Below are 17,864 nucleotides of genomic sequence, written 5' to 3'. Positions count from 1 at the left end.
ACGGCGACGTCTTGTTGCCGTCGGAATGAGACCGATCGTCAGATCAGCCCGGGCAGAACCTCCTCCTGCGCCTTCGCGTACTCGTCCTCGTGCTGCTCCTGGTACTGCTGCCAGGACTGCGCGTCCCAGATCTCGACGCGCGTGAACGCGCCGATCACCACGCACTCCTTGCTCAGTCCCGCGTAGCGGCGCAGCTCCGGGGTGATCGCGATCCGGCCCTGGCCGTCGGGGTTCTGCTCGTCGGTTCCCGAGAAGAGGTTCCGCTGGAAGGCACGGGCCGACTCGCTGGTGAGCGGCGCCGAGGCGACCTTGGTGGCCATCTCGGTGAAGGCGTCCCGCGTGAAGACGTAGAGGCAGTGGTCCTGCCCCTTCGTCACCATGCAGCCACCCCGCAGCTCGTCCCGGAACTTCGCCGGGAGCGTCAGTCGTCCCTTGTCGTCCAGCCGAGGTGAGTAGGTGCCGAGGAACACCCGCACCACCTCTTCTGCTCGGAGCCCCGCTTCGCTCCAACACGCGCCACATTACCCCACTTCGCACCACCGTCAACACGGAACGGTCGCCCGCCAGGGGGTTTCCTCGACGTTTCAGCAGGTCGGATGACGTGGGGCGGAGTGGGGAGAAACGGCCTCGACCGGCCCCGAAGATCATCAGGGCGGCTCCCCCACCCCGGGGACGCTCCGGAGAACCGCAGGTCAGCGACATGCCGTTCGCGGAGTGGGGAGCGGTGGGGGCGCCAGTGGTGGGCAGTGGGGGGAAGGTGGGGAGCGGTGTGGGGGCCGGGGGTGAGGGACGCGGCGGGGACCCGATGGGGCTGCGGTGGGCCCCGGTGGGGACCCTCCGCGACCCGCGCGTGGCGGCTGCGGGACGGAACCAGGACGTCGCGGAGGGTGACAGGCCGGGCGATGGACACGTCCGGGGGACACGGCCCCCGGGTATTTGACAGACTGGAGGGCAGTCTGTCCGGCGTGACCACGTGCCCTGCTCCGCAGGAGGGCCGCCCAGTGCGCCCGCCGACCACACGACAGGAGCAGGGTTGAGCACCACCAGCAGCCGTCCCGGGGTCCCCGCCGACGCGGGCGCGACCGAGCCGCCGCCGCTCGCGGCCGTCGCGGAGGTCACCGGCCGCATCGCGCAGAACGTGCAGCGGATCATCGTCGGCAAGCCGGAGGTGGTGCGGCTCGCGCTGGTCACCCTGCTGGCCGAGGGCCATCTCCTGGTGGAGGACGTGCCGGGCGTCGGGAAGACCTCGCTGGCCAAGGCGCTGGCCCGGTCCCTGGACTGCTCGGTCAGCCGCGTCCAGTTCACCCCGGACCTGCTGCCCGGCGACATCACCGGGATGAGCGTCTACAACCGGCAGACCAACGAGTTCGAGTTCCGGCCCGGGCCCGTCTTCGCCAACGTCGTGATCGCGGACGAGATCAACCGCGCCTCGCCGAAGACGCAGTCCGCGCTGCTGGAGTGCATGGCGGAGCACCAGGTCACCGTCGACGGGGCGACCTACTCGCTCGCCAGCCCGTTCCTCGTCGTCGCCACGCAGAACCCGGTGGAGATGGACGGCACCTATCCCCTGCCCGAGGCGCAGCGGGACCGCTTCACCGCGCGGATCAGCGTCGGCTACCCGGATCCGCAGGCCGAGCTCGCGATGATCGACGAGCACGCCGGCGCGGACCCGCTCGAGCAGCTCCGCCCGGTGGCGGACGCCCGCGCGGTGCGCTCGGTGATCGAGGCCGTGCGCCGGGTGCGGGTCGGGCCCGAGGTGCGGCAGTACTGCGTCGACCTGGTCGGGGCCACCCGGCGGGCCGCCGAGCTGCGGCTCGGCGCCTCCCCGCGCGCGACCCTGCACCTGGTGCGGGCGGCCCGGGCCCAGGCGGCACTCTCCGGGCGCGGGTTCGTGGTGCCGGACGACGTGCAGGCCGTGGCGGTGCCCGTCCTGGCCCACCGGCTCACGGTCGGGCCGGACGCGAGCCGGGTGACCGCCTCGGACGTGGTGCGCGGGCTGCTCTCCCGGATCCCGGTGCGCGCGCCCGCACGCGCGTGAACCGCCGGTCATGAGGCGCAGCTTCGGGCTCACCGTCCGCGGGCGCAGCCTGCTCGCGGGCGGGGTGGCCACGGCCGTGTGCGCGGTGGTGCTCGACGAGCGCGACCTGCTGCGCATCGGGCTGTTCGTGTGCCTGCTGCCGCTGGTGTCGCTGCTGGTCGCGATCCGGACCCGGCGCACGGTGGCGGCCACCCGCGCGTTGCTGCCCGAGCGGGTCGCCGCCGGCAGCCCGGCCGAGGTGGCGCTCGAGCTCCGTGGTGGACCGGTGCTCGGGGCCCTGCGCCTCGCGGACACCGTGCCGGACGCCGCGGGTCCCGTCCGGGCGACGCCGCCGCGGTTCACCGTGCACCGGATCGGTTCGGCGGGTGCGCGGGTGACCTATCCCCTGGCGCCGCAGCTCCGCGGGGCGCACCGGATCGGGCCCCTCACCGGGCGCGCGGTCGGCGCCCTCGGGCTGGCCGAGTTCAGCCGCGAGATGCGCCCCGCCGACACGCTGCTCGTGCTCCCGCACCTGGTCGCGCTGCGCGGCGCCCCCGCCGCGCTGGGCAGCGGCGAAGGGACTCCCGGGGCCGCGGCGCAGCAGGGCCAGGGCAGCCCGGACGTCATGGTCCGGACCTACCGCCAGGGCGACGAGCTGCGCCGGGTCCACTGGCGCTCCACCGCCCGGCACGACGAGCTGATGGTGCGCATGGAGGAGCGGCCCTGGCACTCCGGCGTCACGGTGCTGCTCGACCGGCGGGACTCCGCCCACCGGGGGCACGGGCAGCGTTCGAGCCTCGAGTATGCGGTGACCCTGGCCGCGAGCATCGGCGCGCACCTGCTGCGCCGCGGCGAGCCGATGGAGCTGGTGACGGACGACGGCCTCCCGGTCGCCCCGGGCGACGGCCTCGATCCGCTGCTCGACGCGCTCGCGGTGCTGCGCCCCTCGGCCCGCACGGATCTGACCGGGTCGCCCGTCGCGGCCGGCCGGGACCTGGTCGCCGTCCTGGGCGCGACGAGCGCCGAGGACGCGGGCCGGCTCGCGGGGCGGCACCCGGGTGGGGGCTACGCCGTGGTGCTCGACGTCCCGACCTGGGACGGAGGCGCGCGCACGGCCGATCCCGAGGCCGCTGCGGTGCTGCGCAGGGCGGGCTGGCACGTCACGGTCGCCGCCGCGGACCGGACCCCGGAAGAGGCGTGGGACGCCCTCGTGCTCGGTCAGGGCGTCCGGGCGGGGGCGTCGTGAGCTCCCCGGCCCGCTCCCACGCGCGCCGCCCGATGAGCGAACGGCGCTCTCGTTCCTCCCTACCGAGCGAGCGGGCCGTTCGCTCATTCGTGGTCGACGAGCGGGGACACCGGTGAGCGCGCCGACCGCGGTCCGGCCCGCGCCGACCCCCGCCCCCGCGTCCTCGCAGCGGCGCCCCGTCCGCTGGGTCACGCCCCTCGCCTCGGGCGCATCGGTGCTGCTCGCCGGGGCCTGCATGGTCGCCGTGGTGCAGGGCACCGGCTGGCTCGCCGGGGCCGGGGCCGCCGTCGCCGTCGTGGTGGTGCTGGGGATCGCGCTGCAGCGGCTGCCCGGCTGGGCCGTGCTGATCGGGCAGCTCGCCGGCCTGCTCCTCGTGCTCGGCGCCCTGTTCGGCGGGGGCATCGTGCCCGGGCCCTCGACCTTCGCCGCGTTCGAGGACCTGCTCACCGAGGCCGGCGGCCAGATCGACTCGGGGGTCGCCCCGGTCGTCGCCACCCCGGGGTCGTTGTTCCTCATCGCCGTCGCGTTCGGGCTGATCGCGGTCGCGGTGTACGCGATCGCCGTGTCCGCGCGGGCGCCGGCCGCGGCCGGCGTGCCGCTGCTGTGCGTCGTCGCGGTACCGGCGGCACTCTCGGACCAGCTGCTGCCCTGGTGGGCCATCACCTGCGCGGTCGCGGGCTACGGGCTGCTGCTCGTCGCGCGGGACGACCTGGGCCGGCGCGGGAGCGGCACGCTCGTCGCGGGCGGGGTGACCGTCGTGGCGCTGGCCGCGGTGATCGGGGTGCTGCTCGGCAGCGCGGCGACCGTCGTCGGGACCGCGGGGCGGTTCACCTCCGGAGGAGGGAGCGGGCACGGGGGCGGCTCGATCGGGCTCAACCCGTTCACGTCGCTGCGCGGCCAGCTGAACGAGTCCGCGCCCGTCGAGCTCTTCCGCACGACCGGCCTGACCCGGGCCAGCTACCTGCGCGCGCTGACCCTGTCGGACTACCGCGCCAACGAGGGCTGGACGGCACCGACACCGCGCCCGGGCGTCTCGCTCGCCGGGCCGCTCACGCAGGACGCGTCGCCGGGCGACCGCGTCGAGGTCCGGATCGAGAACGTCGGCTTCCGCGACTACTGGCTGCCGCTCTACGGGCAGCCCGAGTCCGTCGCCGGGCTCGACGACGGCGTGTGGCGCTACGACCGAACCGGCGGCATCGCCTACAGCCAGCGGCCACGCTCGGAGGACGGCTGGACCGAGACCGCGGTGCTGCCCACGCCCACCGCGGCGGACCTGCGCTCCGCCACCGGCCGGACCACGGTCGACCCGATCTACCTCAACGTCGACGGCGTCGACCGCCGCGTCGCGAGCATCGCCGCGGACGTGACCCGCGGCCAGCGGACGTCGTTCGACAAGGCGATCTCGCTCGTCGAGTACTTCACCGGGCCGCAGTCGGCCTTCCGGTACAGCCTCCAGACCGCCCCCGGCACCGGCGACGACGCGCTCGTCGACTTCCTGACGGTCGGCCGCACCGGCTACTGCGAGCAGTTCGCCTCGGCGATGGCCGTGATGCTGCGGACCCAGAACGTGCCGGCGCGGGTGGCGGTCGGCTTCACCGCGGGCACGGACGCGGACGGCTACCGCAGCGTGACCACCCGGGACGCGCACGCCTGGGTCGAGGCCTGGTTCCCCGGCTACGGCTGGATCACCTTCGATCCCACCCCGCTCAACGACGGCCGCACGATCGTCCCGCCCTACGTGCTGGAGGCGGTGGGCGACAACGGGACCGGCAGTCCCGCGCCGTCGCCGGACCAGGGCGACCTGCGGCCGGGCCAGGAACCCGCACCCGTCACGCCGCAGGACGACGCCCCGCAGCAGGACCTCCCGCAGCAGGACACCGCCACGGACACCGGCCCGGACGTCCCGGTCCTGGTGCCGCTCCTCGTGGTGCTGGTGGTGGCGCTGCTCGGGGGGCCCACGATCCTGCGCACGGTGCAGCGACGCCGGCGCCTCGGCGCCACCGCGGCCGGTGGGCCGGGGGCCGCGGAGGCGGCGTGGGAGGAGGTCCTCGCGACGTCGCGCGACCGCGGATCGGCGATCGACCCCGGCGACACGGTGCGCGGCACCGCCCGCGCCCTCGTCGGCGCGCACGACCTGCCGGACCGGGCCCAGGACTCGTTGCGGGACCTGGTCCGGGCGGTCGAGGCGGAGTGGTACGGCGACGAACCGGCCGCCCCGGGGGCACTCACCTCACCGACCGCGGAGGTCCTGGGTGCGCTGAAGGCCACGGGCCCGACGGGGTTCCGGGGGCTGCTGGGGACGCTCTTCCCCCGCTCGCTGTCCCCGCGGAGCAGCACGGTGATCGAGCGCGCGGACGCCTGACCCGAAGGTGAGTGAACGGCCCTCTCGCTCAGTAGGTGTGAGCGAGAGTGCCGTTCGCTCACCCCGGGCGGTGGGGCAGGGAGCGCTGGGCGCGTATGAGCGACAGTGCCGTTCGCTCAGTAGGTGTGAGCGAGAGTGCCGTTCGCTCGTCAGGGGTGAGCGCAGACGAGAGAGCCGCGGCTGTTCGCCGCGGCTCTCTCGGGTGTCTGTGGTCGCTCAGTCCTGGTCGAAGCGGCGCTTGAAGCGCTCTTCCATGCGGCCCGTGAACCGGTTCTTGTCCGGTTCGGCGGCGCCCTTCTCCCCCGACGCGCCGCCGGACTTGGCGGCCCCCCGGGAGCTGAGCGCGAGCATCGTGCCGCCGAGCATCGCCAGGAACCCGACGACACTGACGATCGGCACCGGGCTGAAGGTCCGCAGCGGGCCGACCGCGACACCGACGACGAGCAGCACCAGGCCGACCGCGAAGAGCGCGATCCCCTGGAACCGACGGCGGCGGCTGGGCCGGCGCAGCTTGGAGCCGCGCACGGTGGAGGCGAACTTGGGGTCCTCGGCGTAGAGAGCACGCTCGATCTGTTCGAGCAGGCGCTGCTCGTGCTCGGAGAGGGGCATGACGTCCTCCGGCACAACGGTCACGGGATTGTCCTCCCGACCGTGGTGCCCGGGCGGGGGACGAGCGCCCGGGAATGGGCCTCTGGGGATGAGGATACGAGTCAAAGCGCTGGTCCACTACCCGGAGGTCACATCCCGGACGTACCCGGTCGTCGAACGGCGCCCCCCACGCGCTCCATGGTGACCGAGATCACCTCGACCGGTCACCCTCGGGAGCCGTCAGGAGGTGGTCAGGCGGTCGGCAGAGCCCTCGCCAGGACGTGCAGCCGGGCCGCGACCTCCTGCAACGCGGGGACGCCCGCGGCCAGCTCCTCGAGCTCCGCGGCGTCCCGGACCGCGGCGGGGCCGCCGTCGCGCACCGCGTTGGGCAGCCAGGCCTCCAGCACCCCGTCGCCCTGCACCAGCTCGACCCGCAGCCGCCCGGTCGCCTCCAGCAGCGCGCCGAGGGCGGGTCCGTCGAGGCGGCGGCGGAGCGCGTCGCCGGGGCCGTAGCGGCCGTCCGGATCGGTGAGGACCGCGCGCGCCTCGTCGAGCCGCCCGGCGAGGACGTGCCGGAGCACCGCCGCGTGCCGGCTGGTCGCGAGCACCGAGACCGCCGCCCCGGGCGCGGCGACCGCGGCGAGCGCCGCGGCGGCGCGGGCCGGATCGTCGACCAGCTCCAGCAGGCCGTGGCCCAGGACGAGGTCCGCCAGCCCGGCGCCGACGAGCTCGGCCAGCTGGTCGGCATCCCCCTGGACCGGGGTGACGAGCCCGTGCACGCCCGCCTCGCGGGCGCGCCGCTCGAGCGAGGCGAGGGCGTCCGGGCTGACGTCGACGACCGTGACCTCGCAGCCCGCCACCGCCAGCGGCACGGCCCAGGAGCCGCTGCCGCCGCCGACGTCGACCGCGCGGGGCCGGCGCTCCGGACGGGCCGCGCGGGCCCGCGCGACCTCGGCCTCCAGCACGCGGCGCACGGCGCCGCCGCTCACGGTCCCGGGGAGCTCACCAGCCGCCGCACTCACACGGAGCAGCCTAGTGCCGCACCCGGACGCCGGCCGGGCCGCCCGGGACACGGCGCCGCTGCAGGGACGGGGCGGGAGCGGCGGGGTCCGGGAGGCGACGGGCTAGGGTGATCGCGTGCAGGTCGTCGCCACGCTGAGTCTCAAGGGCGGGGTCGGTAAGACCACGGTCGCCCTGGGTCTCGCCGGCGCCGCCGCGGCCCACGGCATCCCCACCCTGCTCGTCGACCTGGATCCCCAGGCGAACACGACGATCGCCACGGACGTCGACCCCACCACCGGCACCATCGCGGACGTCCTCGACGACCCGAGCCGCTCGTCGCTGCGCCGCGCCATCGCCGGCAGCGCGTGGAACGAGGCGCTCGACGTGCTGGTCGGCACGGAGCAGAACGAGCGGCACAACCATCCGGACCCGAGCGACAAGCAGCTCGACCGGCTGCGCCGCGCCCTGTCCAGGCTGGACGATCCGGATCTCGGCTCCCGAGTCGGCCGCACCGCGACCACGCCGGGCGACCCCTACCAGCTGGTGATCATCGACTGCCCGCCCTCGCTGGGCCAGCTCACCCGCAGCGCGCTCGCCGCGGCGGACCGGGCGATCCTCGTGACCGACCCGACGATGTTCGCCGTCTCCGGCGTGCAGCGGGCCTTCGACGCGGTGCAGTCCGAGCGCGAGCGCGGCAACCAGGAGCTGCAGCCCCTCGGCGTGCTGGTGAACCGGGTGCGCCCGCGCAACATCGAGCACGACTACCGGATCGGCGAGCTGCGCGAGCTGTTCGGCCCGCTGGTGTTCAGCAGCGTGCTGCCGGACCGCTCGGCGGTGCAGCAGGCCCAGGGCGCCTGCCTGCCGATCCAGGCCTGGGACACCCCCGGCGCCCGCGAGGTGTCCGCGGTGTTCACCGCGCTCCTGGGCCGCCTGCTGCGCTCCCGCTCCCGCACGCGCGCCTGACCCCGCGCGCCGGACCCCGTGTGGACCCTCCGGGCCCGCCGGGCCCTCAGCGGTCGACCAGCAGGTCCCGCACGATCCCCACGAACTGCTCGGCCTGGCGCAGCAGGTCGTCCGCCTCGCGGCGGGTGACCAGCCGGGAGATGCCCGCCTCGGCGGCCGCCCGGGTGTCCGAGCAGGACGCGAAGAACGCCGCCCACTCCGTGAGCTCCGGCGCGACCTCGCCGAGCAGCTGCCACACGCTGCGCGGGCGCCCGCGCCGCTGGTCCGGCACCGCGCGCATGGCCAGCACGGCCGCACCGGCGCGCAGCGCGGCGAGGTAGGCCGCCGGGTAGCGCAGCAACGGCTCCGGCGCGCGGTGGCCGTCCATCAGGCACTCCGCCGCCTGCCGCAGCAACCCCAGCGCCGCCTTGGACACCGGCACCGGGAGCGCCGTGCGCTCCCCCATCGTGATCGTCATCCCGACCGCTCCCTTCCGTCCGTCCCCACACACCGCACATCCGCACCCGCACCGGCAGCCCGGCACCGTCACGGCCCTCTCGTCGAGTCCTGCGAAGTCCTACAGGCAGCCACCGACAGTTCCGGGACCACCGGCCGCCCGAGCACCCTCACCGTCACTCGGCGACACGCACCAGGTCCCACACCCCGGGACCGGCCCGCATCCGCAGCACGAACTCCCGCGCCGGCTCCTGCGGCGCCTCCGCCGAGCGCGCCTCCACCCGCCAGCAGCGCATCTGGTCCCCGCCGACGGGCATCGGCGAGGGGAACGGCCACGGCGACTCCTCGATCCAGCGCTCCCGCACCTCGGTGACCAGGAACCGGGAACCGCGCCGCGCCGGGCGCCGTTCGAACTCGACGGGCTCGCCCTCGAGCCAGCGGACCTGGATCGGAGCGGGTTCGCGCGGCCCGAACACGCGGGAGAAGGTGCTCACCTGCGGCTCACTCCCTCCGGCCGGACTGGGATTCCGGCAGGATGGTTCTCGCCGACCGCCCCCGGGAGCGGGGTGCTTCCCCCACCCCGCCCCCGGAGCCGACCGCGATCGAACATGTGTTCGACTCATCCAGTACAGCGTGTTCGAACGCGGTCGTCAAGTCGTCCGTCCGTGCCCCGGGAGCCGTCCGACGCGGGGTTGCGGGCCGTGGTGAGATGACCCCGACCTCAGCGCACGACCGGAGGAGCCAGCCGATGGGACGGCCCGATGAGCAGGGCCCGACGAGGGGGGCCGGATGACCGCGGCACCCGCCCGCCCGCGCCTGGTGCCGCTGTCCTCGGTCGAGCTGGCGGACCACCTGGGCGAGGCGCTGGACGTGTACGTGGCCGCCATGGGCTACCCGCCCGGCACGGCGCGGCAGCGGCGCACGCTCTGGCTGGAGCACTCGCGCAGGCCCGGCTGGCGCGCCACCGGCCTGATGGACCCGGCCGGGCACCTCGTCGGGATCGCCTACGGCTACACCGGCGGCCCCGGGCAGTGGTGGTTCGAGGAGGTCCGGCGCGGGCTGGCCGCGCGCGGCGCCGCCCGCGACCACGGCAGCCCGGACTGGCTCGGGGACTATTTCGAGCTCACCGAGCTGCACGTGCGCCCGGACGCGCAGGGCTCCCGGCTCGGCGAGGGCATGCTCCGCGCCCTGCTCGAGGGCGTCCGGCACGAGCGGGTGCTGCTCTCCACCCCGGAGTACGCCCCGCGGGCCCCCGGCCGGGCCTGGCGCCTCTACCGCCGCCTCGGCTTCGACGACGTGCTGCGCGACCATCGCTTCACCGGCGACAGCCGCCCCTTCGCCGTCCTCGGCCGCACCCTCCCGCTGCCCCCGGCCTGACCCGCCGCGGCCGGCCCCGCCCGGCTCCGTGGGGCGCCGGGGCCCGCCCGGCCCCGCCGCAGCCGTCGAGAGGAACGTGAGCCACCCGGGAGCCCCCGCTCCGGGTGGCCCGGGTTCCTCTCGGCGTGGCTTGCCGTGGCGGCACAGGACCGCGATGGCACGATGACCGGCGTGCCGATCCCGCAAGCCGCTCCCCCGCCGCCGTCCCGCCCGCGCGGGCGGACCCGCACCCGCAGGGTCCTGGGCCTGCTCGTGCTGGTGCTCACCGCGGTGGCGATGCTGGGCGGCTGCGCCCGGGTGCGCACCGCGCTGGCGATCCAGCCGGACGACACCGTGACCGGGGAGATCGTCCTCGCCACCCCCACCAAGGGCGCGGGCGACAAGGGGCCCGTGGTCACCGTGCCGGCCGCCCTGGCGTCCGACGTGGACGTGTCGTCCTACTCCCAGGACGGCTACGTGGGCAGCGTCGTGCGCTTCTCCGGCCTGTCGTTCGACCAGGTCGGGCAGCTCTCGCAGATCGCGGGCCAGGCCGGTGAGCGCACGTCGCTGAGCATCCGCCGGGCCGGCAACCGGATCGTCGTGCAGGGCGCGACGGACCTCACGACCGTCCCGGTCGACAAGGCCGACTTCCAGCTCAAGATCAGCTTCCCGGGGAACGTCCTCGACACCAACGGCGACGCGGACGCCGGCACGGTGAGCTGGGTCTTCACCCCCGGCGAGGTCGGGGACGTCAACGCCGTGGTCGCCTACGACGATCCGCAGGCCCCGTCCGCGACACTCTGGACGGTCGGCCTGGGGATCGTCGTGCTGCTGGTGGGGGCGGGCGTGGTGCTGCTGGCCCGCCGGACCCGCAACCCGCCCGTCCGGCGCTGACTCAGGAGCCGACGAACCCCAGCCGCCGCACCAGCTCGACCGTCGCCAGCGAGCGGTTGAGCGTGTAGAAGTGCAGCCCGCGCACGCCCTCGCCGAGCAGCTTCTGGCACAGCTCCGTGGTCAGGTCCATGCCGGCGGCCCGGAACGACCTCGGGTCGTCCGCGTAGGGCGCCATCCGCTCCGCGAGGCCGTCCGGCAGCGGGGCGCCGGAGAGCTCCGGGCCGCGCTGCAGCGTCTTCGCCGAGAGCAGCGGCATGATCCCGGGCAGCAGCGGGACGTCGCAGCCGGCGGCCGCGAGCCGGTCCCGCAGGCGCAGGAAGCCCTCGGGCTCCCAGAACAGCTGGGAGATCGCGAAGTCCGCGCCCGCCCGGATCTTGGCGAGCAGCCGCTGCAGGTCGACGTCGAGGTCCGCCGAGCGCGGGTGTCCGTACGGGAAGGCGGCGACGCCCACGCAGAACGAGCCGGAGCGCTTGACCAGCCGCACCAGGTCGTCCGCGTAGGTCAGGCCCTCGGGGTGCGGGGTCCACTCGCCCAGCGGGTCCCCGGGCGGGTCCCCCCGGACCGCGAGCACGTTGCTGATCCCGGCGGCGGCGTACGAGCCGATGACGTGGCGCAGCTCCGCCGTCGAGTGCGACACGGCGGTGAGGTGGGCCATGGCGACGAGGGTGGTGTCCGTGGCGATGCGGCCGGTCGTCCGGATCGTGCGGTCGCGGCTCGATCCGCCCGCGCCGTAGGTCACCGAGACGAAGGCCGGATCGAGCGGTTCGAGGCGGCGGACCGCCCGCCACAGCTCCGCCTCCCCCTGCTCGTCCTTGGGCGGGAAGAACTCGACCGAGAAGACCGGACCGTCACCGATCCGGTCGATCACCGAAGTGCGCGGCTGCGCGGCTCGTGTGGACACGGGGTGAGGATACGGTCGGGCGTGAACGCGCCCGATATGTGACCCGCCGATACGCTCGCACCCGTGGTGCATCCCCCGGTCCCCAGCGACACGCTCTTGCCCGGCCAGTCCGAGGAGGACTTCCGCGGGCGGGTCGAGGCGGCGCTGGCCGCCTATCTCGAGACCCGGCGCGCGGACGCCGCCGCCATCGGCCCGGTGTTCGCCGAGGCGGTCGACGCCCTGGTCGGGTTCGTGCTCGGCGGCGGCAAGCGGATCCGCCCGACGTTCGCGTGGTGGGGCTGGCAGGGAGCCGGCGGCGACCCGGACGGGCCCACCGCCGCCGCGGTGCTGCAGGCGATCAGCGCGCTGGAGCTGATCCAGGCCTCCGCCCTGATCCACGACGATCTGATCGACGCCTCCGCCACCCGTCGGGGCCGGCCCACCGTGCACGTCGAGTTCGCCGGCCGACATGCGGACTCCGGCTGGTCCGGCCCGCCCGCCCGCTTCGGCGCCGCCGCCGCGATCCTGCTCGGCGACCTGGCCCTGACCTGGGCGGACGACATGTACGCCGACGCCGGCCTGGCCCCGGACGTGGTGGCCCGCGCGGCCGACCCGTGGCGCGGCATGCGCACCGAGGTCCTCGGCGGCCAGTACCTCGACGTCCTCACCCAGGCCACCGGGGACGACTCCCCCGGCGCCGCGCTGCGCGTCGACCGTTTCAAGACGGCGGCGTACACCGTCGAGCGCCCCCTGCACCTGGGCGCGGAGCTGGCCGGCGCCCCACCCGCGCTGGTCTCGGCCTACCGCCGGTTCGGCGCCGACATCGGCGTGGCCTTCCAGCTGCGGGACGACCTGCTGGGCGTCTTCGGGGACCCCGAGGTCACGGGCAAGCCGGCCGGGGACGACCTGCGCGAGGGCAAGCGGACGCTCCTGGTCGCCCTGGCCCTGGAGCGGGCGGGCGACGGCCCGGCGCGCGCCGAGATCACCGGGGCGCTGGGCGACCCGGACCTCGACGCCGCGGCCGTCGAGCGGCTGCGCGGACTCTTCGGCGAGCTGGGCGCGGTGCAGGCCGTGGAGCAGCGGATCGCCGCGCTCACCGGGGCGGCCCTCGACGCGCTGACCACGGCGGAGATCGCCGAGCCCGCGGCCTCGGCGCTGCAGGACCTCGCCATCCGGGCGACCCGCCGGCACGCGTGAGAGCCCGGGGGCGGAGCCTGCGAACCCGACCGTCAGCGCTGTCGGGTCCCACCGATCACGTCGTCGTGGTCGGTGCGGGCCTCGCGGGGCTCTGCACCGCACTGCACCTGCTCGGCGCCGGCCGCCGGGTCACCGTGGTCGAGCGGGAGGCCCATCCCGGCGGCCGGGCGGGCCGCCTCGACCTGGGGACGGCCGGGGGCACCTACCGGGTCGACACCGGCCCGACCGTGCTCACCATGCCCGAGCTGCTCGACGAGGCCCTGGCCGCGGTCGGCAGCTCCGTCGCCGAACGCCTCGATCTCGTCCGCCTGGACCCGGCCTACCACGCGCGGTTCGCCGACGGCTCCGCGATCGCCGTCCACACGGACCCGGAGGCGATGGAGGCGGAGGTCCGCGCGGTGTGCGGGCCCGCCGAGGCCGAGGGCTACCGGCGGCTGCGGACCTGGCTGACGGACCTCTACCGCGCCGAGATCGACACCTTCATCGGCGCCAACCTCGACTCCCCGTTCTCCCTGGTCGGCCCGGACCTGGCCCGGCTCGGCGCGCTCGGCGGCTTCGGCCGGCTGGGCCCCCGGATCGCCCGCTTCCTGTCCGACGAGAGACTGCAGCGGATCTTCTCCTTCCAGGCCCTCTACGCGGGGCTGCCGCCGGACCGCGCGCTCGGGGCGTACGGCGTCATCGCCTACATGGACACGATCGCGGGCGTGTGGTTCCCCCGCGGGGGCATGCGGGCGATCGGGGACGCGCTCGCCGCCGCGGCCGCCGACGCCGGTGCCGAGTTCCTGTACGAGCGCGAGGTGACGGGCCTGGAGCGGGGACCGGGGCGCGTCACCGCGGTGCGCCACGCGGGCCCGGACCGCGGCGCCACCGAGCGCCTGGCCTGCGACGCCGTGGTCCTCACGCCCGATCTCCCGGTCGTCCACCGGCTCCTCGGCCGGGCACCGCGGCGGCCAGTGCCGCTGCGCTGGTCGCCGAGCGCGGTCGTCCTGCACCTCGGCGTCCGGAACACCCCGGACCTGGGCCACCACACGATCTCGTTCGGCGCGGCCTGGGAGCGGACCTTCGCCGAGATCGTCGACGAGGGTCGGCTGATGAGCGACCCGTCGCTGCTGCTCACCCGCCCGACGGCGACCGATCCCGGGCTCGCCCCGCCGGACCGGGACCTGCTGTTCGTGCTCGCCCCCTGCCCGAACACCGACCGGGCCCCGCTCGCCTGGGACTCGATCGGCCCGGCCTACCGGGACGAGCTGCTGGCCGTCCTCGACCGCCGTGGCCTGCCCGTGGGTGAGATCGAGGTGTCCCGGGTGGTCACGCCCGCGGACTGGGCCGCGCAGGGGCTCGGCGCGGGCACCCCGTTCTCGCTCGCGCACACGGTCGCCCAGACCGGCCCGTTCCGGCCGCGGAACCTGCCGCGGGGCTGGGAGAACGTCGTCCTCGCCGGGTGCGGGACGACGCCCGGGGTGGGCATCCCGCCCGTCGTCCTGTCCGGACGGCTCGCCGCGGAACGGATCACCGGCGTCCGGGGTCCTCGCAGGGCGCGGACCCCCTCCGTGCGAGCATGGGCGCCGACATGACCGCGCAGCCCACCCGACCGGCAGCCGGGCCGGAGTCGACCGCTCCGGCCGATTCACCGCTGTCCGCAGACGCCGCCCCGCCCCTCGCCACCGCGCTCCCCGAGCCGGAGTCGCCGGTCCGCCCAGGACTGTGGGAACGGCTCGGCGACCCGCCGCGCAAGCCCCTGTGGACCGGTTTCGCCGGCTCGGTGATCCTGCTGGTCGGCGGGGTGGGCGGCGGCGGAACGCTGATCCACGACCCGGTCCTCACCAACACCGCGCTGGGCTTCTGGCGCTACGGGCACGGCCGCGAGCTGGCCACCGCGCTGATGTACCTCGGCGTCGTGCTGCTGGCGTGGGCGTGGGTGCAGCTCGGCCGGCGGGTCATCGCCCGCACGGTCGGCGGCCGGGCGGTCCTCACGATCGCGCTGGCGTGGATCGCGCCAATGCTCGTCGGACCGCCGCTGTTCACCCGGGACATCTACAGCTACCTCGCGCAGGGCTCGCTGCCGCTGTTCGGGCTCGACACCTACGGCGTCGGCCCCGAGGCGATGCCGGGGGTCTTCGCGGACAACGTCCACTACTTCTGGCAGAACACGCCGGCGCCCTACGGCCCGCTGTTCATCCTGATCGCCAAGGGCTGGTCCTGGGTCACGCTGCAGGCCGGCGGCAACATGATCCTCGGCGTGATCGGCATGCGCGTGATCATGTGCCTCGGGCTGCTGCTGCTGATCCGCACGCTGCCCGAGCTCACCCGCCGCCTCGGCGGCCGCCCGGCGCTCGCGCTGTGGATCGTGGTCGCCAACCCCGTGACCGTGGTGCACCTGATCGGCGGCGGGCACAACGACCTGCTGCTCGTCGGGTTCCTCACGCTCGGCTGCCTGGTCGCGCTGCGCGGCAAGCACGTGCTCGGCATCGTCCTGGTCACGTTCGCCATGGGCACCAAGGCGAGCGCCGCCGTCGCGCTGCCGTTCCTGGTCCTGATCTGGGCCGCGGACCTGCAGGGGTCCTTCCCCCGGCGGCTCGTCCGGGCGGGCGTCGCGAGCGTCGCGGTGTTCGTGGTGACCTTCGGGCTGATCTCGGTGGCCGCGCAGGTCGGGCTGGGCTGGCTGCCGGCGCTGTCGGCGCCGTCGATGATCGTCAACTGGCTGTCGATCCCGACCGGCGTCGGCGAGTTCGTGCACACCCTGCTGGCCGGGGCGTGGAACCTGCCCAAGCAGCCGTTCATCAACGTCGCGCGGATCATCGGCGCGATCGCGCTCGTCGCGATCGTGGCCGTGCAGTGGTGGCGCGCCCGGGTGGGCGGCCCGGAGGCCGTGCGCCGCGCCGGCGTGGCACTGCTCGCCGTCGCGCTGCTCTCCCCCGCCACGCTGCCCTGGTACCTCTCGTGGGGCATGGCGATCCTCGCGATGGTCCCGTGGAGCGCCCGGGGGCTGCAGTGGCTGGTGTTCGGCTCGCTGTGGCTGATGATCGTCTACTACCCGAGCGGCGAGGCCGGCCTCTACAACTGGCCGTACCTGATCGTCTGCGGGATCCTGGCCGGGTTCGCCGCCCGCGCGCTGCTCCGCCCGGCCCCGGTGGGCCTGGATCCCCGCCCCGTCCCGGTGCGGCCGACCGGTGCCCTGATGTCCGGTGCCGGGTCGTCCGGCTCCGGGTCGTCCGGCTCCGGCGCTTCCGGTTCCGGGAAGTCCGGTGCGGCGACGCGTGAGCCGGCAGTCCGAGGCTGAGCTGGACGCCGCCGGGATCACCGATCCCGGCCTGCGGGCCGCCTACGCCGAGAGCCGCGAGCTCAACTCCTCCCACGGCCGCACCTACTTCCTCGCCACCCGGCTGCTCTCCCCCGACCGCCGGCCCGCGATCCACGCGCTCTACGGGTTCGCGCGGCTGGCGGACGAGATCGTCGACGACCTGGGCGACGGCCGGTCCGCCGCCGCCCGGGGTGCCGCCCTCGAGGACCTCGGGATCGACCTGGTCTCCGCGTTCTCCGGCGGGCCCTCCACCTCACCCGTGGTGCGGGCCGTGGCCGACACCGTCCGCCGCTACGGCATCGACCAGCGACTGTTCTCCCCGTTCCTGACGTCGATGCGGATGGACACGCACGTCACCGACTACCCGACGAGCGCGGACCTGGACCGGTACGTGTACGGCTCGGCCGCGGTGATCGGGCTGCAGGTCCTGCCCGTGCTGGGCTCGCCCGATCCCGAGGCCGCCGCCCCACGCGCCGCGACGCTGGGCGTGGCCTTCCAGCTCACGAACTTCCTGCGGGACATCGGCGAGGACCTCGACCGGGACCGGGTCTACCTGCCCGCGGACGAGCTCGCCGCCTTCGGCGTGGACCGGGAGCTCCTGCAGCACTGCCGCCGCACCCGCCGGACCGACCCGCGCCTGCGCCGGGCGCTGGCCCACCTGGTCGCCCGCACCCGCGCCACGTACCGCCGCGCCGAGCCCGGGATCGCGCTCCTGGCCCCGGAGTCGCGGGACTGCGTCCGCTGCGCCTTCGTCCTCTACGGCGGGATCCTCGACGAGATCGTGGCCGCGGACTACGACGTCCTCCACCACCGCGCGCGGGTCCCGAAGGCCCGCCGCCTGGCCGTAGCCGCCCCGGCCCTCGCCCACGCCGTCTGGACGCGGAAGATCGGCAAGTCGGACCGATAGGTGCGGATTTCCGCACGTACCGGTCCGAGATGGTGATCATGCCGCCTGCCGGAGTGCCTGGCGGATCTGCGCGAGCACCCTGGCGGGGAACCGGTGATGTCGTGCCAGGTGAAGCGCAGGAGTGTCCAGCCCGCCGCCACCAGCGCGTTGCCCTTGCGCCGGTCGTTCACGAAGCGCCCGACGTCGACGTGCCACACCCAGCTGTCGAACTCGACCGCGATGCGGGCGTCCGGGAACGCGACGTCGACGGTCCAGCGGTCGAACGGCAGCGCCACGACCCATCCGTCGAGGTGCCCCGCCCGCAGGAGCGTCACCATCTCGCGCTCGGCGAGGGATGCCGTGTGGTCCGCGGCGGCGGTCAGGAGCCGCCCGACGCGCGGTGAGCCCCGGGCGCCCACCATGCGCGAGGCCGCCTCGCCGAGCTGCGCGAAGGACACGTGTCGTTGCAGCGCGCGATCCAGGAACACGGCGCCGTCCGGGAGCGCGACCGCGGTCTCCAGCGCGGCCCGCGCTCGCCCGACCAGCGCGATCCCGCGGCGCCGCTCCCGGTCCTCCGGGGCGACAGGTCGCCGGTGGAGCACGACCCCGGCACGAGGGCTGCGGTGCACCGCCCGCGGCACGGTCACGTCGACGATCGGTTCCGGACGCGCGAGCATTCCGTGCCACCACGCCGCCGCGGGACCGCTGACCAGCGCCTCCGTCGGCTCCACCGCACG

At 75.3% G+C, this 17,864-nt stretch carries 17 protein-coding genes; 10 read left to right on the top strand and 7 right to left on the bottom strand.

All coding sequences use genetic code 11. The features are described 5' to 3' along the window. Positions 1 to 38: 38 nt before the first annotated feature. Positions 39 to 470 carry a division/cell wall cluster transcriptional repressor MraZ gene (gene mraZ, locus ABD324_RS07500; protein ID WP_344414253.1) on the bottom strand — a complete coding sequence of 144 codons (432 nt, stop codon included), beginning with the start codon at positions 468 to 470 and terminating at the stop codon, positions 39 to 41. 563 nt (positions 471 to 1,033) lie between these two features. Here mraZ and ABD324_RS07495 point away from each other — a divergent pair. The 3 genes from ABD324_RS07495 (at position 1,034) to ABD324_RS07485 (ending at position 5,625) form a co-directional block, all read left to right on the top strand. Continuing rightward, entirely contained in the window at positions 1,034 to 2,038 is a 1,005-nt protein-coding gene (locus tag ABD324_RS07495; protein WP_425565751.1) for an AAA family ATPase, read from the top strand. Between the two features lie 10 nt (positions 2,039 to 2,048). Beyond that, positions 2,049 to 3,263 (top strand): DUF58 domain-containing protein, encoded by a 1,215-nt coding sequence (locus ABD324_RS07490; protein WP_344413861.1) that lies wholly within the window; start codon positions 2,049 to 2,051, stop codon positions 3,261 to 3,263. A 112-nt stretch (positions 3,264 to 3,375) separates the two neighbouring features. Then, complete coding sequence (locus ABD324_RS07485; RefSeq protein ID WP_344413859.1) at positions 3,376 to 5,625, top strand: transglutaminase TgpA family protein; 2,250 nt, start codon at positions 3,376 to 3,378, stop codon at positions 5,623 to 5,625. Between the two features lie 216 nt (positions 5,626 to 5,841). On the opposite strand, the gene ABD324_RS07480 is transcribed toward ABD324_RS07485, so the two are convergent. Both ABD324_RS07480 and ABD324_RS07475 read right to left on the bottom strand, forming a co-directional pair. Continuing rightward, entirely contained in the window at positions 5,842 to 6,234 is a 393-nt protein-coding gene (locus ABD324_RS07480) for a DUF3040 domain-containing protein (protein ID WP_344414248.1), read from the bottom strand. A 230-nt stretch (positions 6,235 to 6,464) separates the two neighbouring features. Beyond that, complete coding sequence (locus tag ABD324_RS07475) at positions 6,465 to 7,235, bottom strand: class I SAM-dependent methyltransferase (RefSeq protein WP_344413857.1); 771 nt, start codon at positions 7,233 to 7,235, stop codon at positions 6,465 to 6,467. A 115-nt stretch (positions 7,236 to 7,350) separates the two neighbouring features. Between ABD324_RS07475 and ABD324_RS07470 the strand changes: the two genes are divergently transcribed. Further along, entirely contained in the window at positions 7,351 to 8,178 is an 828-nt protein-coding gene (locus ABD324_RS07470) for a ParA family protein (RefSeq protein ID WP_344413855.1), read from the top strand. Positions 8,179 to 8,224: 46 nt separating this feature from the next. On the opposite strand, the gene ABD324_RS07465 is transcribed toward ABD324_RS07470, so the two are convergent. Next, complete coding sequence (locus tag ABD324_RS07465) at positions 8,225 to 8,635, bottom strand: SAV_6107 family HEPN domain-containing protein (protein ID WP_344413853.1); 411 nt, start codon at positions 8,633 to 8,635, stop codon at positions 8,225 to 8,227. Between the two features lie 154 nt (positions 8,636 to 8,789). Continuing rightward, positions 8,790 to 9,107, bottom strand: a complete 318-nt coding sequence (locus tag ABD324_RS07460) for a hypothetical protein (protein WP_344413851.1) — start codon at positions 9,105 to 9,107, stop codon at positions 8,790 to 8,792. A 295-nt stretch (positions 9,108 to 9,402) separates the two neighbouring features. On the opposite strand from ABD324_RS07460, the gene ABD324_RS07455 reads away from it, so the two are divergent. Beyond that, complete coding sequence (locus ABD324_RS07455) at positions 9,403 to 9,990, top strand: GNAT family N-acetyltransferase (RefSeq protein ID WP_344413849.1); 588 nt, start codon at positions 9,403 to 9,405, stop codon at positions 9,988 to 9,990. Positions 9,991 to 10,161: 171 nt separating this feature from the next. After that, positions 10,162 to 10,863, top strand: a complete 702-nt coding sequence (locus tag ABD324_RS07450) for an LppM family (lipo)protein (RefSeq protein WP_344413847.1) — start codon at positions 10,162 to 10,164, stop codon at positions 10,861 to 10,863. Position 10,864: 1 nt separating this feature from the next. Here the strand turns inward: ABD324_RS07450 and ABD324_RS07445 are convergent, their stop codons facing one another. After that, complete coding sequence (locus tag ABD324_RS07445; protein ID WP_344413845.1) at positions 10,865 to 11,764, bottom strand: methylenetetrahydrofolate reductase; 900 nt, start codon at positions 11,762 to 11,764, stop codon at positions 10,865 to 10,867. Positions 11,765 to 11,827: 63 nt separating this feature from the next. On the opposite strand from ABD324_RS07445, the gene ABD324_RS07440 reads away from it, so the two are divergent. From ABD324_RS07440 to ABD324_RS07425, 4 genes are all read left to right on the top strand, one after another. After that, positions 11,828 to 12,940, top strand: a complete 1,113-nt coding sequence (locus tag ABD324_RS07440; RefSeq protein WP_425565749.1) for a polyprenyl synthetase family protein — start codon at positions 11,828 to 11,830, stop codon at positions 12,938 to 12,940. 65 nt (positions 12,941 to 13,005) lie between these two features. Beyond that, entirely contained in the window at positions 13,006 to 14,514 is a 1,509-nt protein-coding gene (gene crtI / locus ABD324_RS07435) for a phytoene desaturase family protein (protein ID WP_344413843.1), read from the top strand. Next, positions 14,511 to 16,220 (top strand): polyprenol phosphomannose-dependent alpha 1,6 mannosyltransferase MptB, encoded by a 1,710-nt coding sequence (gene mptB / locus ABD324_RS07430; protein ID WP_344413841.1) that lies wholly within the window; start codon positions 14,511 to 14,513, stop codon positions 16,218 to 16,220. The genes crtI and mptB overlap by 4 nt, the downstream gene beginning before the upstream one ends. Continuing rightward, entirely contained in the window at positions 16,198 to 17,148 is a 951-nt protein-coding gene (locus ABD324_RS07425) for a phytoene/squalene synthase family protein (RefSeq protein ID WP_344413839.1), read from the top strand. Before mptB ends, ABD324_RS07425 begins: the two co-directional genes overlap by 23 nt. Here ABD324_RS07425 and ABD324_RS07420 read toward each other — a convergent pair. Then, positions 17,034 to 17,858 (bottom strand): endonuclease domain-containing protein, encoded by an 825-nt coding sequence (locus ABD324_RS07420; RefSeq protein WP_344413837.1) that lies wholly within the window; start codon positions 17,856 to 17,858, stop codon positions 17,034 to 17,036. The two genes, ABD324_RS07425 and ABD324_RS07420, sit on opposite strands and share 115 nt — an antisense overlap. Positions 17,859 to 17,864: the final 6 nt, after the last annotated feature.

The sequence above is a fragment of the Pseudonocardia ailaonensis genome (genome assembly GCF_039531635.1).
In the GTDB taxonomy this organism is placed as follows: Bacteria; Actinomycetota; Actinomycetes; order Mycobacteriales; family Pseudonocardiaceae; genus Pseudonocardia; species Pseudonocardia ailaonensis.
The sequence above is the reverse complement of the archived record's forward strand: the minus strand, read 5'-3'. Positions and strand labels throughout refer to the sequence as shown.